Source organism: Pseudomonas sp. B21-031 (assembly GCF_024748985.1).
GTDB classification, from domain to species: Bacteria; Pseudomonadota; Gammaproteobacteria; order Pseudomonadales; family Pseudomonadaceae; genus Aquipseudomonas; species Aquipseudomonas kermanshahensis.
This window is the reverse complement of record NZ_CP087181.1, coordinates 4,798,772-4,825,628: the sequence shown is the minus strand read 5'-3', so window position 1 is coordinate 4,825,628 and position 26,857 is coordinate 4,798,772. Positions and strand designations below refer to the sequence as shown.

The following is a 26,857-nucleotide window of genomic DNA, read 5'->3' as shown; positions in this document are numbered from 1 at the left end:
TGTGTGAGAATGATACGGATTCCTATTAGCGACACTCACCTTCAATGACATCCTTTTCCACACCCTGGAGCGGCCCTGCGCCGGCCTTGCAGGCGGTCGTCGATGATCTGCTGGCCAACTACAGTGACCTGCGTCGCTACCTCAGCGGGCGCCTGCGCAACCCCGACGACGCCGCAGACATCGCTCAGTCCAGCTTTGCCCAGGCCTATGCCCACGCGCTGCATGCGCCGGTGCTCAATGCGCGCGCGTTGTTGTTCCAGGCGGCGCGTAACTTGTGCATCGATCAGTACCGGCGGCGCAGCACCGAGTTGGCGGCGCTGGAGGATTGGCTGGTGCGCGTCGACGGCTTGAGCCCTAGCGTCGAGGACATCCTGATCGCGCGCGAGCAGCTGCAGCAACTGATTGCACTGATTGAGCGCATGCCGCGCCTACGCCGCGAAGTGTTCGTGCGGGTGCGGCTGTATGGCCAGAGCCATCGCGAGGTGTGTGAGGCGCTGGCGCTGTCGGCCAAGTCGGTGGAATTGCACATCGCCCGTGCTGTGTTCGACCTCTCCGAACTGCGCCTGGCCAGCCGCCATGGCTGACCCGGTTGCCGCACGCAAGGTGCAACAGGCCTTGGTCTACCTCGCGGCGATGCATGGCGACGACCCCACGCGCGTGCGCGAAGCCAGCGGCCAGGCGCTGCGCTGGCGGCGGAAGAGCGACGAACATGAGCGCGCCTGGCTTGAGGCCGAGCAGCGCTGGCAACTGGTGCATCGCCTGGCGCCGCAATTGCGCGGCGCCCTGCAGCCGCAGCCGCATGATCCGAGCCGTCGGCGCCTGTTGCGCCAGGGCGGCGCGTTGGCGGTACTGCTGGCGGCAGGTGGCTGGCTGGGCTGGATGTGGCAGCGCACCGGCGCCTTCCAGCAAGACCTGCAGACCGCGCACGGCGAACAGCCCCGCAGCCTGGCCTTGCCCGATGGCAGCCAACTGCTGGTGGCGGCCGAGAGCAACCTGCGTATCCGCTTCGACCATGGTCAGCGCCAGGTGATGCTGCTGCACGGCAATGCCTTCTTCGACGTCGCCCATGAGCGCTGGCGGCCCTTCCATATCAGCACCCGTGTGGGCAGTGTGCAGGTGGTGGGCACGGCCTTCACGGTCAGCGACCGGGGTGACCGGGTGTTCGTGGCGGTGGCCCGCGGCCGGGTTCAGGTACGTGACCTGCACGGTGGCGAACGTACCCTTGGCGCTGGCGAGCGTGTCTGCATCGATGGTCAGGGGCACCTGAGCAACCTGCATGCCCAGGGGCAACTCGGCCCGGACGTCGACCATTGGCAACGCGGTTGGTGGTCTTACACCGACCAGTCGCTGCGCGAAGTGATCGGCGAGCTCAATGCCTATCTGCCGCAGCCCGTGCTGCTGGCGCCGGAAGTCGCGGAACTGAAGCTGACCGGTAGCTTCCCGATCGATCAGCCGCAGAAACTGTTGGAAGCGTTGCCACGCATTCTGCCGGTGCGCCTGAGCGAACGGCAGGGCAGGGTGGAACTGTTGGCGCGCTGAAAAAAGTTTTGAGGGGTAAGCCGCTGGAGCGGCGTCATCAACGGTGAACCCCTCCAAGAGCAAGGACCCTTCATGTCGTTCGCCTCCACCCGTTTATCCGTGCCCCTGCGCCACCTGGCCCTGGCCTGTGCCTTGGGCAGCCTGTTGTCGCCGGGCATGGCCCTGGCTGACAGCCAGCCACTGGCCCTGGATTTTCCGAGCCAATCGCTGGAAACCACGGTGCACGCACTTGCCCGCCAGTCCGGTGTGGCCATTGCCGCCGACAGCCGGGTACTCGCGGGCCGCACTGCGCCAGCCCTGCACGGGCGCTTCAGCGTGCTGCAAGCCTTGCAGCAGTTGCTGATCGGCACCGACCTGGTGGCCGAGGAGCACAACGGTGTGGTGACCCTGCGCAGCACCGCTGAGGACGGCGCCTTGACCCTCGGCGCCACCAACGTCAACGCCGCCGGTTTCAACAGCGAACTGCCTGAGGCCTACAGCGGCGGCCAGGTGGCGCGCGGTGCACGGCTTGGCATGCTAGGCAATCGCGACATCATGGACACGCCGTTCAACATCACCGCCTACACTGCCAAGACCATCGCCGACCAGCAGAGCGGCACGGTTGGCGCCGTGTTGCGCAATGACCCTTCGATCCGCTTCAGCACGGGCGAAGGCCATGCCTACGAGAATTTCATGATCCGTGGCTATGGCCTGGAGTCCTCGGAGCTGGCGGTAAATGGCCTGTACGGCCTGGCGCCAGATGGCCATGTGCCGACCGAATTCCTCGAACGGGTCGAAGTGCTCAAAGGCCCAAGCGCATTGCTCAGCGGCATGGCGCCTAATGGCGGGGTGGGCGGCAATGTCAACTTGGTACCCAAGCGTGCCGGCGATGCTCCACTGACCCGGCTGACCACAAGCTACGTTTCCGACGGCTACTTTGCCCAGCACATCGACGTGGCCCGACGCTTTGCGGATGGGCGCTTTGGTGTCCGCTTCAATGGGGTGTATGGCAGTGGCGACATGGGCGTCGACGAACAGTCCAAGGACCGCACGCTGGCCGCCTTGGCGCTGGATTACCGAGGTGACGACTTCAAGCTCGAACTGGATGCCTACGAGACCCATGAGAAACTCGACAACGGCAGCCCGATGATGGCGGGCTTCAGCGAGCTGGGCTACGTGACCAAGGCGCCCAAGCCCGACACCAACGTGCTGGAAGGCATTTATGCCAAACAAGTCAGCAAGGCAGTGGTGCTGCGCGGCGAGTACCAGCTCAACGACGACTGGACGGCTTTTGCCAGTGTGGGTGGGGCGCGCACGTACTACGACGGCTTCCTGAACGGCACCCGCATCCGGGTGCAGGCGGCCGATGGCAGCGCCAAGGGGCAGACTTACAACCAGGCCGGCTACACCCACAGCCTGTCCAGCGAGGCCGGCCTGCGTGGCAACTTCATGACGGGGCCGGTCACCCACCAGCTGGTGTTGACGACGTCGCTGCTGCACCAGGACATCGGCCGAGCGCCCACGGTCACCGGCGCCACCTACGACACCAACCTCTATCGCCCGGTCAAAGGGGTGATTGCCGGTGATCACGGCTCGAACGACAAGACCGGCGACAATACCTTGTCCAGCTTCGCCCTGGCCGACACCCTCGGTTTCTTCGACGAGCGTGTGTTGCTGACCCTGGGTGCGCGTGCCCAGCGGGTTCGGCAGAAGATGAGCAAGCCTAGCGCCTATGACGAACGCAAACTGACCCCGGCCTTTGGCATCGTGGTCAAGCCCTGGGATGCGCCGGTGTCGCTGTACGCCAACTACATCGAAGGCCTGACCCAAGGTGGCACGGTGACCGAGGTGGGGGCGCTGAACAAGGACGAGCAATTTGCGCCGTACGTGGCCAAGCAGATGGAAGCGGGCGTGAAGTGGGACCTGGGCACGTTCAGTCATACCCTGGCGGTGTTCCAGATCGAGAAACCCAGCATGGTCAAGAACACCCGCGGCGACACCTTCTGGTACACCGATGATGGCGAGCAGCGTAACCGTGGCGTGGAATGGAACATGTTCGGTGAAGCCGCCCCTGGCGTACGCCTGCTGGGCGGGGTGACCTACACCCGGGCCGAACTGAGCAAGACGGCCAACGGCACCCTGGATGGCAACACCGCCCGCGGCGTACCGGCCTGGTCGGCCAACCTCGGCGCCGAGTGGGACCTGCCCTGGGTCGATGGCCTGACCCTGACGGCACTGGGCATTCACAGCAGCTCGCAGTACCTGGACGACGAGAACACGCTGAAGATCCCACAATGGACGCGCTACGACCTAGGCGCGCGCTACGCCACCCGCGTGCTGAACAAGGACGTGACCCTGCGCGCCAGCCTGGAGAACGTCGAAAATCGCGCCTACTGGGCAGGGGTGTTCAACCCGGGGTATGCCACCGTCAGCGAACCGCGCACCTTGAAGCTGTCCGCCAGCGTCGACTTCTGAGGTGCGCATGAACCGCAACTCTCTCATCCGTTGCGCCTTGCTGCTGGCGTTGACCAGCGCCGCGGCGCAGGCTGCAAGCGAAGCCACGCTGCAGCCCGGCCAGGCTGTCAACGGCCAGGCCATGTCCGCAGGCAGTACGGTCTGGCACGTTGTGCTCAAGGCGGGCGACCTGGTGCGCGGCCGGGTCGACGGCGACGTCAGCCTGCGCCTGCTGGACCCGCAGGGCAGGCCCTTGCGCTTGTTGATCGACGGCCAGGACCAGCCGCGCGCGTTCATCTTTGTCGCCGACAGCCCGGGGGCATACGGCTTGCGTGCAGAGCCACTGGACGGGCGCCCAGGCGCCCCTTTCAGCCTGCGCCTGGAGCAGGTGCTGGCGCGTGCCGAGCAGCAGCGAAGCCCACCACGGCTGGCCAGCCCGGCCCTGGCCGAGTTGGCCGGGCAGCTTGCCCAGGGCGGTGATACCGAGGCGTTCTGGAACGCGCGAAAGGCCCAGGGCACGCCGCTGGTCGAGCGGCTACCGGGCCAGCCACAGCAGCGCCTGGTGACGTTTCTGTGGCGCGGCGCCCAGCACAATGTGCGGATGTTCGGCGCGCCTTCGGGCCGTCACCAAGCGCTGCAACGGCTTGGCACCAGCGATGTCTGGTTCGCCAGTTTCGAGGTCCCGGCCAGCACCCGGCTCAGCTACCAATTGGCGCCTGATGTGCCACTGTCGGATGACCGCCGGGTGATTCTTGCCACCACGCGCCGCGACCCGCTCAACCCTGCCACCTTCGCCGACAGCAGCGGTGATGCCTGGCTCTCGCGTTCACGCCTGGAATTACCGGATGCGCCCCCGCAACCCTGGGTAGCCGAACGGCCGGGTATCGCCCGTGGCACGCTCGAACGCAAGCGCCTGGCCAGCGACGTGCTCGGCAATACGCGCGATGTCTACCTGTACCGACCGGCTGGCTGGCGCCCGGGTGCTGCAGGCCAGGCCTTGCTGGTGCTGTTCGACGCCCACGCCTATACCCGCCAAGTGCCTACGCCGACCCTTCTCGACAACCTGATCGCCGATGGCCTGATCCCGCCTACGGCAGCCATCATCATCGCCAACCCCAGCGACCTCAGCCGCCAGCAGGAACTGCCACCCAACCCACGGTTTGCACGTTTCATGGCCGAACAACTAATGCCGTGGGCGCGACAACAAGGCCTGAGTGCACCCGCGGCCAGCACGGTAATCGCCGGCTCCAGCTACGGGGGGCTGGCCGCGTCCTACCTGGGCCTGATGCACCCTGAGCTGTTCGGCAATGTGCTGAGCCTGTCGGGGTCGTACTGGTGGGCCAAGGACGGTGAAGAGCCGGGCTGGCTGACCCGTGAGTACGTCCGGGCAACCCCCAAGCCGCTACGTTTCTACCTGCAATCGGGGCTGTTTGAAGGGCCGACGATTCTGGATACCAACCGCCACCTGCGCGATGTGTTGCGTGCCAAGGGCTATGCGGTGGAAGCGGTGGAGTACCCCGCGGGGCATGATTACCTGCAATGGCGCGGGTCACTGCCGTGTGGCCTGGTGAGCCTGATCGGCAGGCCGGGTGAGGCCAGTTCCCAGGCATGCGCTGAATACCGTTGATGCCCTGCATCCCTGTAGGAGCAGCCTTGTGCTGCGAAGAGGCCAGCGCTAACAGCGTAGAGTATGTGTTGTCACTGGCCTCTTCGCAGCACAAGGCTGCTCCTACAGTAGAGGGTGATTGGCCTGGATTCAGCGTAAGCACTTTGACGCGTTTTACTCCGGCGTTGACACGTGGCGACTCCTGTTCCGCCACACCCGATAGGCGCGGATCCCGGCGCGTACCGAGCCGAACAGCAGTTTGTCCTCCATCTCCCGTGCCATCCCTGAGCGCACCAGCATGCGCAGGAAGGTGCCGCGGGCGCGGGCGATGGCGAAGAAGATGCCTTGGGCGGCCAGGGTGTCGCGGACTTCGCGCAGCGCCGCAATGCCGCTGACGTCGATGCTGGTCACCGCTTCGGCATCGAACAGCACGACCTTGGGCTGGGCCTGGCTCTGCACGGCTTCCAGCAGGCGCATCTTGAAGTAGTCGGCGTTGAAGAACAGGATCGCGTCGTCGAAGCGATACACCACCAACCCCGGCACGGTGCGGGCGTCCTTGAACTTGCGGATGTCGACTTGGCCCTCGGTGCCCGGCAGCCAGCCCAGCACTGCGTCGGTGGGCTGGTAGATGCTGTACAGCAGGCGCAGGATCGCCAGGGTCACGGCAAACACGATACCCGGCAGCACGCCCAGGCCCAGCACCCCGACCGTGGTCAGCAGGCAGAGCCAGAACTCGAAGCGGCTGAGGCGCCTGATGCTCTTCAGCGACTTGATGTCGATCAGCCCCCATCCCGCCATCAGCAACACGGCCCCCAGCGCCGCCTGGGGGATCCAGGCCATGGGGGCGGTGAAGAACAGCAGGATCAGGGCGATCACCAGCGCAGCGATGATGCCGACCAGCTGGCTCTTGCCGCCGACCATGTCGTTGACTGCGGTACGCGAGTCGGCGCCACTGATGGCAAAGCCTTGGGACATCCCGGCCGCCAGGTTGCTCACCCCGAGCGCCACGAACTCATGGTTGGCGTTGATGGCGTAGCCATGGCGTGCAGCAAAACTGCGCGCTGTGAGCATGGCGCTGCAGAAACTGACGGTGGCGATACCCAGAGCGTCGCGCAGCAGGCTTTTCATTTCTGCCAGGTTGCTTTGCGGCCAAGCCAGTTGCGGCATGCCGGCCGGTACCGGGCCGAGGATGGCGACACCGAAGCGGTCCAGGCCGAACAGGCCTACCACAACCGTGAACAGGGCCACCGCCACCAGCGCCGCCGGTAGCCGTGGGTAGCGCTGCGGGAGCCAGATCAGCAGCGCCAGCGCGGACAGGCCGATGGCCAGGGTCACCCCATGAATCTCGCCCAGGCGCTGGAGGAAGTTGACCAAGCTGAGGATGAACCCGTCGCCCTCGATCTTGAACCCGACCACCTTGGACAACTGCCCGGCGATCAGGCTCAGACCAATACCATTGAGGTAGCCGATCAGGATCGGCCGTGAGAAGAAGCTGGCGATGAACCCGGCCCTGGCCAGCCCCGCCCCGATCAGCATCACGCCCACCAGCACGGTGACAATTACCGACAGCTCGGCAATACGCTGCGGGTCGCCCAGCGCCAGCGGTGCCACGGCCCCGGCGATCATCGCGCAGGTGGCGGCGTCCGGGCCGACCATCAGCTGACGCGAGCTGCCGATCAGCGCATACACCATCATCGGCAGCACGCAGGCATACAGGCCATATTGCGGCGGCAGGCCGACGATTTGTGCGTAAGCGATGGCGATGGGGATCTGGATAGCCGCCACCGAAAGCCCAGCCTGCAGGTCGGCATGAAACCACTCACGGCGGTAGTGCAACAGGTTGGCGAGGCCAGGTAGCCAGCGGGACAGAAACATGCGCGGTCCTTTCGAAATGTTTCACGAATCCATCAAGCATATGCGCTTCAAGCCGTTTCGCTTGCAAGCGGATTCGCCGGCCACGCATTCAAGCGCAGTGGCCGGGAGGTGGCCATGGGCCAGATCAACAAAGGGGCATGAAAACGAATAGGCAGAAACGAAAAAAGGAGCCGAGGCTCCTTTTGACAGCGATGACGTTGCTGGAACGCCATGCGGAAATGCGAGGTGGAGCGGGTAGAGGGAATCGAACCCTCAACTAAAGCTTGGGAAGCTTTCGTTTTGCCACTAAACTATACCCGCGTCTGCGTTCGACTTTTTACCAGAACCCTCATCGAATTAGAAGCCCTAGTTATAAAAAGGGTTATAAAAAAGCTTGTCGGCGACCCATAGCCTGCGGGTAATGGGCTACAGGACGCCGAGGCGCTCAGATGGCCAGTGCATGCTGCCCCTGTACGTGCTGGTAGCGTTGACGTGGCTCACGCACGGTCGGCTTGAGGAAGCCGAGCAGCGCGCTGCGGGTATCTTCGCAGGCCGCCTTGGTCTCCATGTCGAGGAAGTGCCCAGCATCGCGAATCACGCTGAAGTGGCTCTTGCCCACATGGCGACCGAACTCGCGCGCATCTTCAGCCGTGGTGTACTCATCGCGGTCGCCGTTGATGAACAGCACCGGGATGTCGATGTTGCGCGCACCGCTCAATGCCCGTTCCAAGTCATGCTGCAGCACTTCGTTGATGTGGAAGTGCATCTGCGCGTACTCGTGGCTGTCCAGGCTGCTCACGTGGCGATAGTTGAAGCGCTTGAACAGCGACGGCAGGTGCTTGCCGATGGTGTCGTTGACCAGGTTGCCGACCTGGTAGCGATCACAGGCGGCCAGGTACTGGCAGCCACGGTCCAGGTAGTCGCGCATCGGTTCGTTGATCACCGGCGAGAACGAGCTGACCACAGCCTTCTTCACTCGCCGCGGCTGGTGCGCCAGCGCCAGCAGCGTGCTCGCACCGCCCCACGAAAACGACATCACGTGATCGGCCTGGAAGTGCTCGATCAGCTCAAGGAGGATATGCGCCTCGGTCTCCTTGGTGATCAGCCGTTCCTGGCGGTTGTGCGGTTTGGATTTGCCGGCGTACGGCTGGTCGAACAGCACGACGTTGAATTGTGGGTGCAGGTTCCGCACTGTCTGGGCGAACGAGGCCGTGGTGGCCAGCGAACCGTTGATCAAAATGATCGTCTTCTCGGCTGCATCCGCGCGATGGAACTCCGTGTAAACCCGATACTGACCTTGGATATCAAGTACAGCGATTTCTGGCCTCATGTCATCGACTCCTGGCGCAAAAAGGGTATTCGCGTCACCTAGGGTGCACGTTCTTTATGACAGGTAGGCATTTGCCTTGAAGAGTAACCGGGGGCCCTGTGTCGATCCTTGGCACACATGTCGACGGTATTGTTTTTGGCGGGCAATTTGCCGTGCCCCAAGGCATCTAGGCGTTGGGTGGCCGGCAAAAAGGTGTCTTCGACTGCGGGCGTGACTCATGAGTCACATGCAGACTGACGATTTGGATTCAAGCAGTGGGCTGGGGATCCTGCAAGTGCCGTTCGGGGGAAAATGTGACTTGGGCCGCCGGGCGGTCGTGTGACACTGCCCGTGTTGCCTTTTCTGGCCTCTTCGCGGGCAAGCCCGCGAAGAGGCCAGTGCAAACAACCTAGACCGAGGCGATTTCCTCGGTCGTCAACGCCCTGAATGCCCCCGGTGCCAACGCCGGATCCAGGCGAATCGCGCCCATGCTTTCGCGGTGCAGCCCCACCACCTTGTTGTCGAAGTGGCCGAACATGCGTTTGACCTGGTGGTACCGCCCCTCGACGATTGCCAACCGGGCCTGGCGGGGGCCAAGGATGTCGAGTTGGGCGGGCAGGGTGGTAAGGTTTTCGAAGGCGAAATACAGGCCTTCGTGGAACTTGGCAGCATAATGCTCGCCAATCTCGTCCTCGGTCTCTACCAGGTAATGCTTCGGCAGTTTGGTCGTTGGCTGGGTCAGGCGACGCGACCATTGGCCGTCGTTGGTCAGGATCAGCAGGCCGGTGGTGTTGAAGTCCAGGCGCCCGGCAATGTGCAGGTCGTCGCGTAGTTCCGCGGGCAGCAACTCGAGTACCGTGCGGTGTTGTGGGTCCTGGGTGGCGCTGACGCACCCGGTCGGCTTGTTGAGCATCAGGTAGCGCGCCGGTCGCCCGGCTTGCACTAGTTGCTCATCCACCTCGACGCGGCTGAACTCACGCACCTCCGTCAACGGGTCGGCCGCCACTTGGCCATCGACCCGCACGCGACGCTGCACCAGCAGCAGGCGAACGTGCTGGCGGTTGTAGCAGGGCAAATTGGCAAGAAAACGGTCGAGGCGCATGGCGAACAGGGCTGAAGTCGAAGGCCGCGCAGTCTAGCGCTTTGTGCCGGGCGGCGCTGCCTGCAGTTGCGCTTCAACCACTGCGCAGCGCGGGCACAGGCAGGCCTTGTCACGCAGCTCGGCAGGCAGGGCCTGGAGCACGGCGGGGTCGATGGTCACGCTGTAGCACCAACAGGCCTGCGTGGCGCTGCGAGGGTCGGCCAGGCTGCACTGGTTCAGGGCGCCACAGGCGGGGCAGTGCTGGCTGTCATTCATGGTCAGGTCCGGAAACTTCACTGCAGACGCGGTTGCGGCCGGCCTGCTTGGCACAATAGAGCGCACGGTCGGCGCGGGTCAGCAGGGCATGCAAGGTATCGCCCGGTTGCAGGCTGCTCAGGCCGATGCTGGTGGTCAGGCGCAACGGTCGGTCGTCGTAGCTGAAGGTCAGCTGTTCGGTGCGGCGGCGGATTTTTTCCGCCACTTCGACCGCTTGCCGGCCTTCTGCCTCTCGCAGCAACACGATGAATTCCTCACCGCCCCAGCGGCAGAGTATATCCGACTGGCGCAGGCTACCCTGCAGCACATTGGCGAACTGGCGCAGCACTTCGTCGCCGGCCAGGTGGCCATGGGTGTCGTTGAGCACCTTGAAGTGGTCAAGGTCGATCAGCAGCGCCACCAGCGGGCCGCTGTCGCGCTGGGCCTCATGCAGCGCCTGGGCGGCCAGCAGGTCGAAGCTGCGCCGGTTGGGCAGGCCGGTGAGGCTGTCGAGGGTAGCCAGCGCCTCGGTGCTGGCCTGGTGACGCTTGACCATCGCATGCACCAGTAACAGCACCACCAGGGTGATCATCGCGCAGATCGCCAGGTTCAGGTACAGCGAGTGGCGGATGCGGTCCAGGGTACCGGTTTCGCGCTTGTCGACCAGCAGGTACCAGTCCAGCTCGGGCAGGTGCCGCACGTTGAGAAAGTGGCTGTGGTTGTCGCTGTCGCGGTATTCGTGGCTGCCTTCGCCAGGTACCGGTTGCTGTGCCAGCAGGTCGCTCAGCTCGGGGTTGTCGCTAAGCGGCTGGCCAACGCGCAAGCCGTGGGGGCCACCTTCGGAGCCGGTCAGCAGGACCTTGCCCTTGGCATCGGTGAACAGCACCGAGCGTTGGTAGCGGCGCTGGTACTCGTCGATCAGCTTGACCACCGACGACACACTCAAGCCCACCCCGGCCGCGCCGATGAAGCGGTGTTGGTAGTCCAGCACCTGGTAGTTGATGAACACCGTCAGGCTGTCCTGGTTGGCCATGTCCAGGTCGACGTTGATCTCATAGGGTGCCTTGAGGTCGCGCAGGCGAAAGTACCAGGCATCGCGCCAGCTGCCGGGCTTGATCTGCTTGAGTACGCCCTTGGCCTGGTAGTAGGTGAGGCTGCGGTCGGAGACGAAGAACGAGGTGAAGATGTCCTGCTTGCCCATGATCTCGCCCAGGTAGCGGGTGATGCGCTGGGTGTCCTGCTCCCCGGACAGTACCCAGTCCCGCAAGAAGGTGTCCTGGGCCATCATCGAGGCGATCAGCACAGGGCGGATCAGGTCTTTCTGGATTTCCGAATAGACCGTGTCGGAGGTCAGCGGCAATTCGGTATTGACGATGCCATCGCGAATGGCACTGCGTGAGGCGAAGTAGCTGAGCAGGGAAGTGGCGAGAAAGCCGCTGGCCAGCAGCATCAGCAGGGTGACGATCAGCGAACGCTGCGAAAACAGAGCGGAACGTGCAGGCATGATCTTCCCGTGATGTGTGCCAAGGCGGTCATTCTAGTGAGATGACCGGCAAATGACTGCAAGTTTTTCAGGGTTATCGCACCTGTTTCAAATTATTGCAAAAATGGCACTGCACCTCGGGATGGCGGTCTTATTCAGTGTCGATGAACGCGTTTTGCATCGACGCTCGCCAGCGCCGCTGTTCGGGCACTCCAGCGGTCCAGGAGGCCGCCATGTCCTATCGAATGCTGTTGATCGCCCTACTGGGTCTGATGACGTCTGCCTGCGCCCCTTACTACGGCGGCGGGGGCTACTACCGATCGGATTACTACTCCACCGACCGTTATGTGTCGCCGGGGTATTACCGATACGACCGCTACTATGTAACGCCGCAGCCGCGCTACTACTACCAGCCCGCACCTCGTTATTACCGCCCGGCGCCGGTGCCGCAATACAGGCCCCACCCGCAGCCAGGCATGAACCAGTGGCATGGCAACCCGCGGTATGACTACGGCAATCGCCAGCGCTATGACTATGGGCGTGACCGTGACCGCCATGACTATCGCGATGGCAGCCAGCGGTATCAGAATGATCGTTGGCATTCCAATGGGCGAGGGGACCGTGACCGCAGGCCAGATGGCGGCCGGGGGCAGGGCCGCAACTGGCAGCGGTGATGAATTGGGGCCGCTGTGCGGCCCAATCGCCGGCAAGCCGACTCCCACCCGTATTGTATAGCCTCCAAGGCTAGCGCCGCACCTGTGGGAGCCGGCTTGCCGGCGATTGGGGTGCGCAGCGGCCCGGTTGCAGATAATCAATCCAAATCCGCCAGCGGGTGGCGCCCCTCCCAGACCTTCGTAAAATGCGCCTCGACCACCGCCGCTGGCACCTGCGCCACATCCGGCCAGTGCCAGCGCGGCTGATTGTCTTTGTCCAGCAGGCGCGCGCGCACCCCTTCGCTGAATTCCGGATGACGGCAGCAATTCAGGCTCATGCCGAACTCCATCTGGAATACCTGCGCCAATGACAGGTGCCGGGCCCGGCGGATCTGTTCCCACACCAAGTGCGCGGTCAACGGGCACCCCTCATGCAGGCGTTCACCCGCTTCGGCCAGCACAGGGTCGTTGTGATATTTCAGGCCTTGCAGCGCATGCCACGCGCCGGCGGGGTCGGCGACATCCAGCAGCTCATCGATCACTTGGCGGCGGGGCAGCCATTGCGCCTCGGGTAGCTCCTCGCAGGCACGATGCTGCTCGGCCTTGAGCAGGCTGTTGAGCTGCAACTCGGTTTGCTCCTGCCAGTTCAGCTGCAACAACTCATCGATCAGCTCCTCCTGCTGGTGCTCGCCGAAGAAACGATCGGCGAGACCCAGGTCGAGGGCATCGCGGGCATTGATCGGGGCACCGGTCAGCCCCAGGAACAGCCCCAGCTTGCCCGGCAGACGGGCGAGGAACCAGCTGGCGCCGACGTCGGGATAGAGGCCGATGCTGATCTCTGGCATCGCCAGCCGGCTGCTGGGCGTGACGATGCGCACATTGGCGCCCTGCAGCAGCCCCATGCCGCCACCCAGCACATGCCCGTGCCCCCAGCACAGCAGCGGCTTGGGGTAGGTGTGCAGCAGGTAATCGAGGCGATACTCGGCAGCGAAGAAGGTGGCGGCCAGCGGCGGCACGCTGCCCGGGTGATCGCGGCAAGCCTGGGCCAGCGCCCTCACGTCGCCCCCGGCACAGAACGCCTTGGCGCCATTGCCTCGCAGCAGCACGCAGACCACGCCAGGGTCGCGGGCCCAGGCGTGCAACTGCTCGCCGAGCACTTCGATCATTCTCAGGTTCAGCGCATTGAGCGCCTTGGGTGTATCCAGGGTGGCGATGCCGATGCAGGCGCCATCGGCACCGGTGAGTACCTCGCAATGAATAGACATGGACTACCTCTCGCAGGTCATCGCACAAGTATGGCCTGCCTGCGGGATCACGCCGGTCGTCGGTCGGATCGTTTGACAAGCGGAGGAGGCTTACCTAGTGTCGCGCCATTGTTTACGGATGGCCCCATGACTGACGACGATCGCATCAAACTCGAACCCAGCTGGAAAGCCGCATTGCGCGACGAATTCGACCAGCCCTACATGCATCAGCTGCGCGAATTCCTGCGCCAGGAGCACGCGGCCGGCAAAGAGATCTACCCACCGGGCCCGCTGATCTTCAATGCCCTTAACTCGACGCCGTTGCAGCAGGTCAAGGTGGTGATCCTCGGCCAGGACCCGTATCACGGCCCAGGCCAGGCCCATGGCCTGTGCTTCTCGGTGCAGCCGGGCATCGCCACGCCGCCGTCGCTGGTCAATATCTACAAAGAGCTGCAGCGCGACCTGAACATTCCAATCGCCAGCCACGGCTACCTGCAGAGCTGGGCCGAGCAAGGCGTGCTGCTGCTCAACACGACCATGACCGTTGAGCGCGCCAATGCGGCTTCACATGCCAAGAAGGGCTGGGAGTTCTTTACCGACCGGGTCATCCAGGTGGTCAGCGAGCAGTGCCCGAACGTGGTGTTCCTGCTGTGGGGCGCGCATGCCCAGGGCAAGCAGAAGCTGATCGATGGCACCAAGCACCTGGTGCTGAAGTCGGTGCATCCGTCGCCCTTGTCGGCGTATCGGGGCTTCCTCGGCTGCGGGCACTTCAGCCGCGCCAACAGCTTCCTCGAACAGCGTGGGTTGGCACCGATCAACTGGGCCTTGCCGCCGCTTTGATGGTATGAAACACCGCGTCGCCTGTTTCGCGGGCAAGCCCGCTCCTACAGGAGCGGTGCAATACTTGTGGGCTTGCCCGCGAGGCAGGCGACGCGTTATTTCAGGCTTTCTCTGCGTTCCAGAGCCGGAACAGCGGCTCCGCCAGAAACAGCACGAACAATAAGCGCATTACCTGCAAGGCCGTTACCAGCGGTACCGACAGCTGCAGGGTCTCCGCCGTCAGGCTCATCTCCGCAATCCCGCCGGGCATCATCCCCAGGGTCAGCGAACGCAGGTCTAGCGCAGTCATCACGCTCAACCCCCACGCTGCGCTGCCGGCAATCAACATGCACAGCGCCGTGGCCAGCAACGTACGGCCCAGAAACGAAGGTGCGCGGCGGAAAAACGCGCGGTTGAAATGGCAGGCCAGGCCGCTGCCAATAAGCCACTGGCCGATTTGACTAGCGCCATCAGGCAGGCCGATCTGCAGGTTGCCCGCCAGGCTAACCGTCGCCGCCACCAGCAGCGGCCCGAACAGCCAAGGGTTGGGCTGGCGCAACCGTTGCCAGATGAAGCCCGCGGCTATACCCAGCGGGGCGATCAACGCTAGCCAGCCCCAGCTCACACTGCCGGCATGATTTAGCGGTACGCCGTCACCCATCAAGAACTTGAACAGCGCCGGCACGCACAGCACCACTGCCAACACACGCAGGCTTTGCGCCGCTGCCACCTGGCTGAGCACCGCGCCGTTGCGCGCGCCCAGGTTGACCATCTCACCCGAACCGCCCGGCATGCTGGCGAAGAAGGCGGTTGCGCGGTCTTCGCCGGTACGTCGCAGCAACCACACACTGATCACGCTGGACAGGGTAGTGAACAGCGCGCCAAAGAAGATCAGCAGAAAGTGGCTGCCCACCTGTTCGATCACGGCGGGGGTGAAGTGCAGGCCGATGCCCAGGCCGATGATGCATTGCCCGCATTTGCGCCCATTGGGGATTTCCGACAGCTGCCAGGGGGTCAGGCAGCGCACCAGGATGATCGCCAACAACGCGCCGACCATCCAGGGCAAAGGCCAGCCGACCTTGCTGGCGAGATACCCGCCAGCAAGGCCGACCAGCCCGGTAGCCCAATACAGGGGCAACGACCGATCAGGCATCAGCCATGGCCCGGCGCTGCAGGCTGCGCTTGCGCCAGATACGCAGCAGCGGCAGGCACAGCATGCACACCACCAGGACCCACACGCCCATGCTGATTGGGCTGGACCAGAGGATGCCCAGCTCACCGTTGGAGATCGACAGCGCACGGCGCAGGTTCTGCTCCATCAGCCCGCCGAGGATGAAGCCGAGCAGGATCGGCGACAGCGGGAAGTCCAGCTTGCGCAGGATGTAGCCCATGATGCCGATGCCGACCATCAGGAACAGGTCGAAGGTGGTGGCGTGCACGGCATACACGCCGATCCCGGTGATGATCGCGATCACCGGCACCAGCGCCCAGTTCGGCACAGCGAGGATGCGGGTGAAGATGCGGATCATCGGAATGTTGAGGATCACCAGCATGATGTTGGCGATGAACAACGAGGCGATCAGGCCCCAAACGATGTCTGGCTGCTGTTCGAACAACAGCGGGCCGGGGGTGATGTTGTACAGGGTCAGTGCGCCGATCATCACCGCGGTGGTGCCCGAACCTGGCACGCCGAGGGTCAGCATCGGGACCAAGGCGCCGCAGCAGGAAGCGCCGATGGCGGTTTCTGGCGCGGCCAGGCCACGGGCATCGCCCTTGCCGAACTTGCCGCTTTCGCCAGCGATACGCTTCTCGGTCATGTAGGCCACGGCGCTGGCCAGGGTCGCGCCGGCACCTGGCAGCACGCCCATGATGAAGCCGAGCAGGCCGCAGCGGATGTTCACTGCGAACACCGAAGCCGCTTCCTTGATGTTGAACAGCATGCGCCCAGTGGCCTTGACAGCCTGGTGGCCATGGTGGGTCTTTTCCAGCAGCAGGAGGATTTCGCTGATCGAGAACAGCCCCAGCACCAGCACCACGAACTGGATGCCGTCGGCCAGGTGCACGCTGTCACCGGTGAAGCGGTAGACGCCGCTGTTGGCGTCGATGCCGACTGCCGACAGGAACAGGCCGATCAGCGCAGCGATGAAGGTCTTCAACGGTTTGTCGCCGGCCATCCCGCCCAAGGCGACAATGGCGAACACCATCAGCACGAAGTATTCCGCCGGGCCGAAGGCGATCGCCCATTTCGCCAGCAGCGGGGCGAACAGCACCATGCCGCAGGTGGCGATGAAGGCGCCGATGAACGAACTCCAGGCCGACAGCGACAAGGCAACGCCTGCCAGGCCCTGGCGGGCCATCGGGTAGCCATCGAGGGTGGTCATCACGGTCGACGCTTCGCCCGGGATGTTCAGCAGGATCGAACTGATGCGCCCGCCGTATTCGCAGCCCAGGTACACCGCGGCCAGCAGGATCAGCGCCGACTCAGGCGGCAGGCCCAGGGCAAAGGCGATAGGGATCAGCAAGGCCACGCCGTTGATCGGGCCCAGGCCCGGCAACAGGCCGACCACGGTGCCGATCAGGGTGCCGCTGAGGGCGGTGACCAGGTTGTACGGGCTCAGGGCGACGCCGAAGCCCTGGCCCAGGTAGCTCAAGGTATCCATGTGTCAGTTCTCCAGTACGCTCAGCAGGCCAAGGGGCAGGGGCACGTCCATCACGCGGTCGAACAGCCAGTAGAGAAACAGGCTCATGCCGACCACGACGATGGCGCTGTGCAACCAGCGGCCGCCGTACAGCCGGGCCATGGGCAGGCCGACCAGGATGGCGCTGAGGATGAAGCCCAGCGGTTCGAAGGTGGCAGCGAAGACGATCAGCAGGCCGACGCAGGCGGCGATTTTGATCAGGGTTTCGCGGTCCAGTTCTGGCTCGTCATCCTTGCGCACGATGGGCGTTGGGCGGATGGCCAGGTAAAGCAGGCCCAGGCCCATCAGGCCGAGCATCAGCAGCGGATAGGCCCGTGGGCCAACCGGTTCGTAGGAAAATGCAGCCTGGTACGGCCAGGCCATCACGGCCAGGGCGGCGCACACCGCCAGCAGGACCAGGGCGAAGAGGCGTTGCAGGATCATCGGGGAATCCTCGTTGGACGCGGACTCTGTGGGAGCGGGCTTGCCCCGCGAACACCGGCAAAGCCGGCGCCATGCACCGAGGTGCCAGCTTCGCGGGGCAAGCCCGCTCCCACAGGGATCTGTTCAGGTAGTCGGCGAGTTACTGAATCAGGCCGAATTCCCTGGCCAGTGCCTTGTAGTCAGCCACCTGTTTCTTCACATAGCCGTCCAGCTCTTCGCCGGTCATGGCAAACGGGAACAGCTCGCGCTGGTCGCGCAGCTTGGCGAAGTCTTCCGAGGCCAGCATCTTGTCGAACGAGGCCTTCCACCAGGCGTAGTCCTCGTCGCTCACCTTAGGCCCCAGGTAGAAGCCGCGTACTACCGGCCAGACGATGTCGTAGCCCTGCTCCTTGGCGGTAGGGATGTCTTTCATCTCTGGCTCGTCCAGGCGGTTTTCGGAGAACACCGCGAGGATGCGCATGTTGCCGCTCTGAATGTGCGGCATGGAGTCGGAGATGTCGGTGGAGCCGACCTGGATGTGCCCGCCCAGCAATGCAGTGGCAATTTCACCGCCGCCTTCCAGGGCCACGTAACGCAGGTCACGCGGGTTGATGCCGGCGGCCTTGGCGATCAGCGCGGTTTGCATCCAGTCCTGGCTGCCGACCGTGCCACCGGAGCCGATCACGACCTTGCTCGGGTCTTTTTTCAGGGCGGCGACCAGGTCGTCGAGGGTTTTGTAGGGCGAATCGCTCTTCACGGCGATGGCACCGTAGCTGGTGCCGACCGCTGCCAACCACTTGACCGCGTTCTCGTCGAAGCGGCCGAACTTGCCTTGGGCCAGGTTCAGCAGCGAGCCGCTGGACCACGCCACCAGGGTGCCGGCATCCCCTGGGCGCTGGGCCACCACGGCGTTGTAGGCCACCGCGCCGACGCCGCCGGGCATGTAGGTGACACGCATGGGCTTGCTGAGGATCTTCTCCTGCACCAGGGCGCTCTGCACCAGTTTGCAGGTCAGGTCGAAGCCACCGCCAGGCGAGGCAGGGGCGATGCATTCGGGGCGTTTCGGTTCGGCAGCGAGGGCGTTGCCGGCCAGCAGCAGGCAGCCGGTAGCGAGGACGAGGCGGCGCAGTGAAAAGGTCATCGTCAATCTCCGTGAGCGTTGTTGTTATTGGGTTACCACAGGGCCACGCTGTAGCTCACCAGCAGCCGCACTTCGTCGGCGTCGCGGGCAAAATTCGAGCGGAAGGTGGCGTTGCGCAAGCGCACGGCGACGTTTTTCAACGGGCCGCTTTGTACCACGTACTTGAACTCGGTGTTGCGTTCCCACTCCTTACCCTCGCTGCCATCGGCGCGGCTGACGTTGTCGCCGCTGATGTAACGGGTCATGAAGGTCAGGCCGGGGACGCCCAAGGCCGCGAAGTTGTAGTCGTAGCGCATCTGCCAGGAGTGCTCGTCGGCACCGGCGAAGTCGTTGATCTGCACGAAGTTGACCAGGTACGGGTCGGCGCCATCGATGTAGGGGAAGGCGCTGTCGCCGGACAGGTGCTGGTAGGCGGCACTGACCTTGTGCCCGCCCAGGGCGTAGCTGAGCATGCCGTTGACGGTGGTGTTGTCGATGTTGCCGGCCTTGGCGGCGCCGGCATCGTCACTCACGGCCAGGCGCAGGTCAGCGCCCAAGGTACCCGGGCCCCACGGCTGGGTAGCGACCATGCCGAGGAAGTGCTGGCGGTAGATGTCGTCGAGTTGGGCGAAGTGGTAGCTGCCGGTGATGCGATCGGTGAACTGGTAGTCCAGGCCCGCGAGGTCGAGGTTATCGGCCGTGAAAGTGCCACCGAAGCGGCCGTTCTTGTTGTTGAGGGCCAGGTCTTCCCAGTTGGTGTCGTTGCGGTCCTTGGCCTTTTCCAGGCGCCCGCCGGTGAAGGTCAGATGGCTGATCTCTTTCGAGGTGAGCAAGCCGCCTTCGAAGGTTTGCGGCAGGATGCGCCCGTCGTTGGGCTGCAGGGTCGGCAGTTCGGGGATCAGCGTGCCGATCTTCAATTCGGTCTTGGACACTTTGACCTTGCCGGTCAGGCCGAGCTTGGAGTACTCGTCGGCGGCCTTGCCGTCGTCATGGGTCGGCAGCAGGCCGGTGTCGGTGCGGTCGGGGCTGGAGTCGAGCTTGATGCCGAGCATGCCCAGCGCATCCAGGCCAAAGCCTACAGTGCCGTCGGTGTAGCCGGACTCGAAGTTGAGCATGAAACCCTGGGCCCATTCGTCGCGCTTGGATTGCTGCGCGCTGGTGCCGTCGCGAAAGTCGCGGTTGAAGTACATGTTGCGGGTTTCGAAGGTCGCCGTGCTGTCTTCGAAGAAGGCGGCCTGGCTCATGGGCGCGACACCGGCGAGCGCAAGGGCGCTGGCGATGGCAGAAGGGCGTGCGGCAAAGGAACGGGTAGGCACGTATGCCTGCGGCTGCGATGACAGCATCGTCGATGACTCCGTTTATTGTTCTTATTCGTTGCACCTTGCTGGTGCTTTTTTCGGCGCGTGGGGCGACCGTGGTGCGATGCTAGGTAACGAACCTTTCGCTAACCTTTCAGCGTGAAAGGTTTGTCAGAAGGGGCTTCACAGGCCGGTCGACAGCGGTACACTCCGCGCCACCGCCCCACCCGAGCAGGGAGAATCCGATGCGTGTGCTGCTGGTCGAAGACCACCTGCAACTGGCCGAAAGCGTGGCCCAGGCCTTGAAAAGTCACGGCCTGACCGTGGATGTACTGCATGACGGCGTGGCTGCCGACCTGGCCCTGGCCAGTGAGGAATACGCCGTTGCCGTGCTCGATGTCGGCTTGCCGCGCATGGATGGCTTTGAAGTGCTGGCGCGTTTGCGTGGCCGCGGCAAGACCCTGCCGGTGCTGATGCTGACCGCGCGCAGTGACGTCAAGGACCGGGTCCATGGGCTGAACTTGGGGGCTGACGATTACCTGGCCAAGCCGTTCGAACTGACTGAACTGGAAGCCCGGGTCAAGGCCTTGCTGCGCCGCAGCGTGCTGGGTGGCGAACGCCAGCAGCGCTGCGGGCCGCTGGTGTACGACTTGGATACCCGGCGCTTCAGCCTGGGCGAGGACAACCTGACCCTGACCTCGCGTGAGCAGAGCGTGCTGGAAGCGCTGATCGCCCGCCCAGGCCGGGTGATGAGCAAGGAGCAACTGGCCGCCCAGGTGTTTGGCCTGGACGAAGAAGCCAGCCCCGACGCCATCGAAATCTACATCCACCGCCTGCGCAAAAAGCTCGACGGCCACCCGGTGGCGATCGTCACCTTCCGGGGCCTGGGTTATCTGCTCGAGCATCGCGATGCGTGACAACGGCAGCTTGCGCGGGCGGCTGCTGGGCAACCTGGCACTGCTGCTGGTGGTGTTGATGTTGGCCAGCGGCTTGAGCGCCTACTGGAATGGCCGTGAAGCCGCCGACACGGCCTACGACCGGACCTTGCTAGCGTCGGCACGGACCATCGCCGCGGGCTTGTCGCAACGCGACGGCTCGTTGAGCGCGGACGTGCCCTATGTGGCCCTGGATACCTTCGCCTACGACAGTGCCGGGCGTATCTACTACCAGGTGCTGGACATCAAGCAGCGATTGATCTCGGGCTACGAGAACCTGCCAGCGCCACCGCCTGGCACGCCGCGCACCGACGACTACCCGGCGCTGGCGCGGTTCTACAACGCGACGTACCTCGGCCAGGACGTGCGCGTGGTCAGCCTGCTCAAGCCGGTCAGCGAGCCGAACATGAACGGCATGGCGGAAATTCGCGTGGCCGAGACCGAAGAAGCGCGGGTGCGCATGGCGCGCGGGCTGATGGCCGATACCCTGCTGCGCCTGGGGATGCTGGCGCTGGGCGCTTTGGTGATGGTGTGGTTTGCGGTCAGTGCCGCGCTACGCCCGCTGGAGCGCCTGCGTACCGCCGTGGAAGAGCGCCAACCCGATGACCTGCGGGCCTTGCCGGTGGTGCAGGTGCAGCGCGAACTGGGCCCACTGGTGCGGGCCTTGAACCACTTTACCGAGCGCTTGCGCGGGCAGTTCGAGCGCCAAGCCCAGTTCATCGCAGACGCCGCCCACGAGTTGCGCACGCCGTTGGCGGCGCTCAAGGCGCGTGTCGAGTTGGGCTTGCGGTCATCCGAGCCGCAGGAGTGGCGGCAGACGTTGGAATCAGCCGCCCAAGGCACCGACCGCTTGACCCACCTGGCCAACCAGCTGTTGTCATTGGCACGGGTCGAGAATGGTGCCCGGGCAATCGCCGAAGGTGGCGCGCAGCGCCTGGACCTCAGCCAGTTGGCCCGCGAACTGGGCATGGCCATGGCGCCCTTGGCGCATAACCGTGGCGTGGCATTGGCCCTGGAGGCCGAGGCGCCCGTGTGGCTCAAGGGTGAGCCGACCTTGCTCAACGAACTGCTAAGCAACCTGGTGGATAACGCCTTGGCGCATACCCCGGCCGGTGGCAACGTGATCTTGCGGGTGCTGGCGCCGGCGGTGCTTGAGGTCGAGGATGATGGCCCAGGCATTCCCGAGGATGAGCGCGAGCGGGTGTTCGAGCGCTTCTACCGCCGCAGTGCCCAAGGCAGTGGGCTGGGGTTGGCGATTGTCGGCGAGATCTGCCGCGCGCACCTGGCGCAGATCAGCCTGCACGATGGCGAGAAGGGCGGTTTGCGGGTGCGGGTGAGTTTCATCGCTGATTAGGGTTTCATTTCCATTGGCCCGTCGGCACTGTGGGAGCAGCCTTGTGCTGCGAAAGGGCCAGTGACTGCTGCGAAGATTTGCTGTGTTGTTAGCGGCCTCTTCGCAGCACAAGGCTGCTCCTACCTGAATCGCGCAGGAGGGTTGGTGTAGCGGGCTTTCGGCGGCTTAGCGCAACAGGCTCCGCGCCTCGAGCAGCTCTTCGACTTCGAGTTCGGTGCCGAACGGCAGCCCCAGGTGTCGGTACGCCGGCAACGCGGCCAGTGGCCGGCTACGCCCACGTTGGCTGATGCAGCGGGCGATCTGCACGACGTCGATATAGTCGACCTTGTCGGTCTGCCGGTCGAGGTCCTGAACCTGGCTCGGCAGGTTGACCAATTGCTCGGGAAACTCCCACGCCTTGAGGATCTTGTCACCCAGCACGGGCTGGATCTGCTCGATCACGTAGTGCAGGCAGACCGGGTCGGACAGCAGCTCGTTGTGTTCTTCGGCGTAAATCAGCACCGGCAGGGCACCGATCTGGTTGACCAGCCCACCGAGGGTCGCCTGGTCGGGTTTGAGGTGAGTGAAACGGCGGCAGATTTCGTAGCTGATGCCTGCCACTTCCAGGCTGTTGACCCAGATATCGCGCAGCTTTTGCTCAACAGCCGGCGAGCGGGCATGAAAGATCTGTTCGATCACCAGGCCGATGGCCAGGTTGCAGCTGTAGTTGATGCCCAGGCGAGTGATTGCGGTGTGCAGGTCGGTGACCTCTACCGCAGCGCGCAACAGGGGGCTGTTGACGACTTTGATCAGGCGCGCCGAGAGGGCCGCGTCGCGACCGATCACCTTGCTCAGGGCCGACACGCTGATCTCGCTATCCTCGGCAGCCTCGCGGATGCTCAAGGCAACCTCGGGCAGGGTCGGCAGGACCAGGTCATCCTTTTCGATGGCATCGAGCAACTGTGCTTGAACCATCTCGGCCAGCTTGTTCATGGACTTCTCTACCGCAGTGGTGGTGCGGCCCCGTCACGCGGACGGGGCAGGCTGGTCAGCGCTGGATTTCCCGGTCGCGGTCCAGTTCATAGGGCAGGCTCAGCACGTGCAGGCGTGGCCCTTCGAGGCTGCCCAGGTGCAGGTTGTCATCGGCCACCGCATCGGCGCTGAGCACCGCGAGCAATTCGCAACCGGTACCCGTATTGGCCGCCATCACCACTTCACCGACCGACGAGCCATGGGTGGGCGAGAAGATCTCGGCACCTGGCGCGGGGATGTCCTGCTGATCGAGCGAGAGCCGGTACTGACGGCGCTTGAGCTTGCCCAGGTACTGCATGCGGGCAACGATTTCCTGGCCGGTGTAGCAGCCCTTCTTGAAGCTGACGCCGTCCACGGCCTGCAGGTTGATCATCTGCGGGATGAACAGCTCGCGGGTAGGGCCCATGACTTGGCCAATACCTGCGCGGATCTGGCCCAGCAACCACTCGTTGAGGCTGCCTTCAGGCAGGCTGGCGGCGAGTGCCGCGCCTACGTCGGCGGCCTGCTCGGCCGGTACCCACAGCTCGACACGGCCTGCGGACACGGCGATGGCGATCAGGCCCTCGTGGCGCACGGTGGCGCCCGCTTCGACCGGCGGCGTCAAGCCCAAGGCTTGCAGTGCCGCCTCGCCACCCTGCAGGCCAAAGCGCGCCCAGGCGGCGCTCTCGTCGCTTAAGGTGGCCTTGGAGAACACGGCGTACTTCTTGAGGTCGGCCAATTGGGCATCGAGCAGTTCACTGGCCATGGCCAGCAGGTAACCGTTACCTTCGGGCACGATGCGGAAACTCGACTGCATGCGCCCTTTGACCATGCAGCGGGCACCGAGGCTGGCATGTTCCTGGCTGAGGTAGTTGATGTTGCAGGTCAGCTGGCCCTGCAGGAACTTGCCTGCGTCGGAGCCGCGGACGGCGAGGATGCCCTCGTGGGACAGGGGGCTGAAGAAAGCGGAATCGGCCATGGGTCATCGCGGTGGCTAAAGACTGGCGGCCATCATAGAACGCCAGTAACAAAATAGGTAGGTGACTAGACCAACGCCCTGTGCCGCTTCGCTCGCCTGGCTGTATACTGGCGGGCCATTCGAGGAGGGCCCCATGGTCGAACAAACTGAACTCAACCGGCTTTTCTGGCACAGCCGCCGCGGCATGCTGGAACTGGACGTACTGTTGGTGCCTTTCACCCAGGAAGTCTACGCCACCCTCAACGAAGCCGACCGCGAACTCTATGTACGCCTGTTGAGCTGCGAAGATCAGGACATGTTCGGCTGGTTCATGGAGCGCACCGAGTCTGAAGACCCGGAGCTGCAGCGCATGGTCCGCATCATCCTGGACCGTGTCCAGCCCAAGTGAGTTTTTCGAAAGCCGTTGGCAAGGCTCGCGCCTGCTGCTGACGGCTTACTTGAGTTGCCAGGTGCTGGCGCTGTTCACTGTGTGGGTGAGCGCGTTGCCCTGGTGGCTGTCCCTGGCGGCCACTGCCGCGTCTGTCGCCCACGCCTGCTGGGCCATCCCCCGACGAATTTTGCTCACGCATCCGCATGCGGTTACCGGGCTGCGCCGAGACCTGCTTGGCTGGCGGGTATTCAGCCGCGCCCAGGGTTGGCAGCCGGTGCGTTTGTGTCGGGACAGTGTTGCGTTGCCGGGGATGGTGGTGTTGCGGTTTGTGCGGGAAGGGCGTTGGCTGGGGCAGGGGCAGTGCGTTCCTTGGGATGCCCTTGGGGTTGATGAGCATCGGCGGTTGCGGGTAAGGCTGAAGTTCAGCCGGCGGCGCTGGGCTGAGGTGGGAGCGATTCAGGGCTGATAGGTTTCGCCGTGGCAGGTTCAGTGCCTGTGGGATCGAGCGCCGCCCGCGCGGCGCTTCGCAGCACAAGGCTGCTCCTGCATCTGTTTCGGGCCAATTATTCCTGAGGCATTGGCGCGCGGCCCCTTGGCGCCTGACACCATATCGAGTCGAACAAACAAGGCGGTCGCGCGCCTCTCTCACAGGCTTTACTGGCCCGAAACAGATGCAGGAGCAGCCTTGTGCTGCGAAGCGCCGCGCGGGCGGCGCTCGATCTCACAGGCGCTGCAGCTTTCAGACCAGACCGCTGCAGCTTTCAGACCAGCCCCCTGCAGCTTTCAGACCGGGCTGAGGATGGTGTCTTTAGCCTCGTCCAGCATCCCCGGATAATCCAGCGTGTAATGCAACCCGCGGCTTTCCTTGCGCTGCATTGCCGAACGAATCATCAGTTCCGCCACTTGCGCCAGGTTGCGCAGCTCGATCAGGTCGCGGCTGACCTTGTAGTTGCTGTAGAACTCGTCGATTTCGTCGAGCAGCAGGCGGATGCGGTGTTCGGCGCGCTGCAAGCGCTTGCTGGTGCGCACGATGCCGACATAGTCCCACATGAAGCGCCGCAGCTCGTCCCAGTTGTGCGCGATGATCACATCCTCGTCCGAGTCGGTGACCTGGCTGGCATCCCAGCCGGGCAGGGCTTTGGGCATGTCGACCTGTTCCAGGTGCGCCTGGATGTCGGCGGCAGCGGCGCGGCCATAGACGAAGCATTCAAGCAGCGAGTTGCTGGCCATGCGGTTGGCGCCATGCAGGCCGGTAAAGCTGGTCTCACCGATGGCATACAGCCCAGGTACGTCGGTATGCCCGCGGTCGTCCACCACCACACCGCCGCAGGTGTAGTGGGCTGCGGGTACTACCGGGATCGGCTGACGGGTGATGTCGATGCCGAAGCCCAGGCAGCGTTCGTAAACGGTGGGGAAGTGGCCCTTGATGAAATCGGCCGGCTTGTGGGTGATGTCCAGGTACACGCAGTCCACGCCCAGGCGTTTCATCTCGTGGTCGATGGCGCGGGCCACGATGTCGCGCGGGGCCAGTTCTTCTCGCGGGTCGAAGCGCGGCATGAAACGCTCGCCGTTGGGCAGGCGCAACAGCGCGCCTTCACCGCGCAAGGCCTCGGTGATCAGGAAACTCTTGGCTTGGGGGTGGTACAGGCAGGTCGGGTGGAACTGGTTGAACTCAAGGTTGGCCACCCGGCAGCCCGCGCGCCAGGCCATGGCGATGCCGTCGCCGCAGGCACCGTCGGGGTTACTGGTATACAGGTAGACTTTGGCCGCGCCTCCGGTGGCGAGCACGGTGAAACGTGCACCGAAGGTGTCCACTTCGCCGCTATTGCGGTTCAGCACGTAGGCACCCAGGCAGCGCTCGCCGGGCAGGCCCAGGCGGCGCTCGGTGATCAGGTCGACCGCCACGCGCTGCTCCAGCAGCTGGATGTTCGGGCGTAGGCGGGCCTGGGCCAGCAAGGTAGTGAAGATCGCGGCGCCGGTGGCATCGGCGGCGTGGATGATGCGCCGGTGGCTGTGGCCACCTTCGCGGGTCAGGTGGAACTCGAAGCCCCCATCGTCGACACCGTGCTGCTCATCCCGGGTAAAGGGCACGCCTTGCTCGATCAACCACTGAATGGCTTCGCGGCTGTGCTCGACGGTGAAACGCACGGCATCTTCATGGCACAGGCCGCCGCCGGCATTGAGGGTGTCCTCGACATGCGACTGGACGGTGTCGGTGTCGTCCAGCACGGCGGCAACACCGCCCTGGGCCCAATAGGTCGAGCCATTGGCCAGGTCGCCCTTGCTGAGCACGGCGATACGCAGGTGGCTGGGGAGGTTAAGTGCCAGGCTGAGACCGGCGGCGCCGCTGCCGATCACCAGGACATCATGTTGGAATTGTTGGCTCATGTCGGGACACTAGTAATCTACGGAAGGGGCACGGCACAATAGTCAC

At 64.2% G+C, this 26,857-nt stretch carries 24 protein-coding genes and 1 tRNA gene; 10 read left to right on the top strand and 15 right to left on the bottom strand.

Annotated elements, in window-relative coordinates:
* The first annotated feature begins 44 nt into the window (after positions 1-44).
* From LOY53_RS21500 to LOY53_RS21485, 4 genes are all read left to right on the top strand, one after another.
* Entirely contained in the window at positions 45-584 is a 540-nt protein-coding gene (locus LOY53_RS21500; protein ID WP_252825692.1) for an RNA polymerase sigma factor, read from the top strand.
* On the top strand, positions 577-1,539 hold the full coding sequence (locus tag LOY53_RS21495; protein WP_252825690.1) for a FecR family protein: 963 nt from the start codon (positions 577-579) through the stop codon (positions 1,537-1,539). Before LOY53_RS21500 ends, LOY53_RS21495 begins: the two co-directional genes overlap by 8 nt.
* A gap of 72 nt (positions 1,540-1,611) precedes the next feature.
* Positions 1,612-3,993 carry a TonB-dependent receptor gene (locus LOY53_RS21490; protein WP_252825688.1) on the top strand — a complete coding sequence of 794 codons (2,382 nt, stop codon included), beginning with the start codon at positions 1,612-1,614 and terminating at the stop codon, positions 3,991-3,993.
* Positions 3,994-4,000: 7 nt separating this feature from the next.
* The gene (locus LOY53_RS21485; RefSeq protein ID WP_258703272.1) at positions 4,001-5,599 is read left to right on the top strand and encodes an alpha/beta hydrolase-fold protein; all 1,599 of its coding nucleotides are present in this window, start codon (positions 4,001-4,003) and stop codon (positions 5,597-5,599) included.
* 153 nt (positions 5,600-5,752) lie between these two features.
* Here the strand turns inward: LOY53_RS21485 and LOY53_RS21480 are convergent, their stop codons facing one another.
* The 6 genes from LOY53_RS21480 to LOY53_RS21455 all read right to left on the bottom strand — a co-directional run bounded on the left by LOY53_RS21480 (position 5,753) and on the right by LOY53_RS21455 (position 11,581).
* A complete protein-coding gene (locus LOY53_RS21480; RefSeq protein ID WP_027594124.1) occupies positions 5,753-7,453 on the bottom strand; it encodes a SulP family inorganic anion transporter in 1,701 nt (566 codons plus the stop codon).
* Positions 7,454-7,679: 226 nt separating this feature from the next.
* Positions 7,680-7,753, bottom strand: a tRNA-Gly gene (locus LOY53_RS21475).
* Between the two features lie 124 nt (positions 7,754-7,877).
* Positions 7,878-8,762, bottom strand: a complete 885-nt coding sequence (locus tag LOY53_RS21470) for an alpha/beta fold hydrolase (RefSeq protein ID WP_099430304.1) — start codon at positions 8,760-8,762, stop codon at positions 7,878-7,880.
* A 388-nt stretch (positions 8,763-9,150) separates the two neighbouring features.
* A complete protein-coding gene (locus tag LOY53_RS21465; protein ID WP_252825684.1) occupies positions 9,151-9,843 on the bottom strand; it encodes a pseudouridine synthase in 693 nt (230 codons plus the stop codon).
* A gap of 33 nt (positions 9,844-9,876) precedes the next feature.
* Positions 9,877-10,098, bottom strand: a complete 222-nt coding sequence (locus tag LOY53_RS21460; protein WP_252825682.1) for a cysteine-rich CWC family protein — start codon at positions 10,096-10,098, stop codon at positions 9,877-9,879.
* The gene (locus tag LOY53_RS21455) at positions 10,091-11,581 is read right to left on the bottom strand and encodes a sensor domain-containing diguanylate cyclase (protein ID WP_252825680.1); all 1,491 of its coding nucleotides are present in this window, start codon (positions 11,579-11,581) and stop codon (positions 10,091-10,093) included. Before LOY53_RS21455 ends, LOY53_RS21460 begins: the two co-directional genes overlap by 8 nt.
* 212 nt (positions 11,582-11,793) lie before the next feature.
* Here LOY53_RS21455 and LOY53_RS21450 point away from each other — a divergent pair, with 212 nt between their 5' ends.
* The gene (locus LOY53_RS21450; protein WP_252825678.1) at positions 11,794-12,234 is read left to right on the top strand and encodes a hypothetical protein; all 441 of its coding nucleotides are present in this window, start codon (positions 11,794-11,796) and stop codon (positions 12,232-12,234) included.
* A gap of 137 nt (positions 12,235-12,371) precedes the next feature.
* Here LOY53_RS21450 and LOY53_RS21445 read toward each other — a convergent pair whose 3' ends face one another.
* On the bottom strand, positions 12,372-13,478 hold the full coding sequence (locus LOY53_RS21445) for an enoyl-CoA hydratase/isomerase family protein (protein WP_252825676.1): 1,107 nt from the start codon (positions 13,476-13,478) through the stop codon (positions 12,372-12,374).
* A gap of 126 nt (positions 13,479-13,604) precedes the next feature.
* Between LOY53_RS21445 and ung the strand changes: the two genes are divergently transcribed.
* The gene (gene ung / locus LOY53_RS21440; RefSeq protein WP_027594131.1) at positions 13,605-14,297 is read left to right on the top strand and encodes a uracil-DNA glycosylase; all 693 of its coding nucleotides are present in this window, start codon (positions 13,605-13,607) and stop codon (positions 14,295-14,297) included.
* Positions 14,298-14,397: 100 nt separating this feature from the next.
* Here the strand turns inward: ung and LOY53_RS21435 are convergent, their stop codons facing one another.
* The 5 genes from LOY53_RS21435 to LOY53_RS21415 form a co-directional block, all read right to left on the bottom strand.
* Positions 14,398-15,429 carry an AbrB family transcriptional regulator gene (locus LOY53_RS21435; protein WP_258703271.1) on the bottom strand — a complete coding sequence of 344 codons (1,032 nt, stop codon included), beginning with the start codon at positions 15,427-15,429 and terminating at the stop codon, positions 14,398-14,400.
* The gene (locus LOY53_RS21430) at positions 15,422-16,936 is read right to left on the bottom strand and encodes a tripartite tricarboxylate transporter permease (RefSeq protein ID WP_252825674.1); all 1,515 of its coding nucleotides are present in this window, start codon (positions 16,934-16,936) and stop codon (positions 15,422-15,424) included. Before LOY53_RS21430 ends, LOY53_RS21435 begins: the two co-directional genes overlap by 8 nt.
* Before the next feature lie 3 nt (positions 16,937-16,939).
* On the bottom strand, positions 16,940-17,398 hold the full coding sequence (locus tag LOY53_RS21425) for a tripartite tricarboxylate transporter TctB family protein (RefSeq protein WP_027594134.1): 459 nt from the start codon (positions 17,396-17,398) through the stop codon (positions 16,940-16,942).
* Positions 17,399-17,537: 139 nt separating this feature from the next.
* Entirely contained in the window at positions 17,538-18,518 is a 981-nt protein-coding gene (locus LOY53_RS21420) for a tripartite tricarboxylate transporter substrate binding protein (protein ID WP_027594135.1), read from the bottom strand.
* Between the two features lie 32 nt (positions 18,519-18,550).
* Positions 18,551-19,840, bottom strand: coding sequence for an OprD family porin (locus LOY53_RS21415; RefSeq protein ID WP_258703270.1), 1,290 nt, complete (start codon positions 19,838-19,840; stop codon positions 18,551-18,553).
* Positions 19,841-20,040: 200 nt separating this feature from the next.
* Here LOY53_RS21415 and LOY53_RS21410 point away from each other — a divergent pair, with 200 nt between their 5' ends.
* Both LOY53_RS21410 and LOY53_RS21405 read left to right on the top strand, forming a co-directional pair.
* Entirely contained in the window at positions 20,041-20,712 is a 672-nt protein-coding gene (locus LOY53_RS21410; RefSeq protein WP_027594137.1) for a response regulator, read from the top strand.
* Positions 20,705-22,084, top strand: a complete 1,380-nt coding sequence (locus tag LOY53_RS21405) for a sensor histidine kinase (protein ID WP_027594138.1) — start codon at positions 20,705-20,707, stop codon at positions 22,082-22,084. The genes LOY53_RS21410 and LOY53_RS21405 overlap by 8 nt, the downstream gene beginning before the upstream one ends.
* A gap of 165 nt (positions 22,085-22,249) precedes the next feature.
* Here LOY53_RS21405 and LOY53_RS21400 read toward each other — a convergent pair whose 3' ends face one another.
* Positions 22,250-23,056 (bottom strand): HDOD domain-containing protein, encoded by an 807-nt coding sequence (locus LOY53_RS21400; protein WP_027594139.1) that lies wholly within the window; start codon positions 23,054-23,056, stop codon positions 22,250-22,252.
* 55 nt (positions 23,057-23,111) lie between these two features.
* A complete protein-coding gene (locus LOY53_RS21395; protein ID WP_252825671.1) occupies positions 23,112-24,053 on the bottom strand; it encodes a folate-binding protein YgfZ in 942 nt (313 codons plus the stop codon).
* 133 nt (positions 24,054-24,186) lie between these two features.
* Between LOY53_RS21395 and LOY53_RS21390 the strand changes: the two genes are divergently transcribed.
* Positions 24,187-24,441, top strand: coding sequence for a succinate dehydrogenase assembly factor 2 (locus tag LOY53_RS21390; RefSeq protein ID WP_027594141.1), 255 nt, complete (start codon positions 24,187-24,189; stop codon positions 24,439-24,441).
* Positions 24,425-24,889 (top strand): protein YgfX, encoded by a 465-nt coding sequence (locus LOY53_RS21385; protein WP_258703269.1) that lies wholly within the window; start codon positions 24,425-24,427, stop codon positions 24,887-24,889. The genes LOY53_RS21390 and LOY53_RS21385 overlap by 17 nt, the downstream gene beginning before the upstream one ends.
* 317 nt (positions 24,890-25,206) lie before the next feature.
* On the opposite strand, the gene nadB is transcribed toward LOY53_RS21385, so the two are convergent.
* Positions 25,207-26,811 (bottom strand): L-aspartate oxidase, encoded by a 1,605-nt coding sequence (nadB, locus tag LOY53_RS21380; RefSeq protein WP_252825668.1) that lies wholly within the window; start codon positions 26,809-26,811, stop codon positions 25,207-25,209.
* Positions 26,812-26,857: the final 46 nt, after the last annotated feature.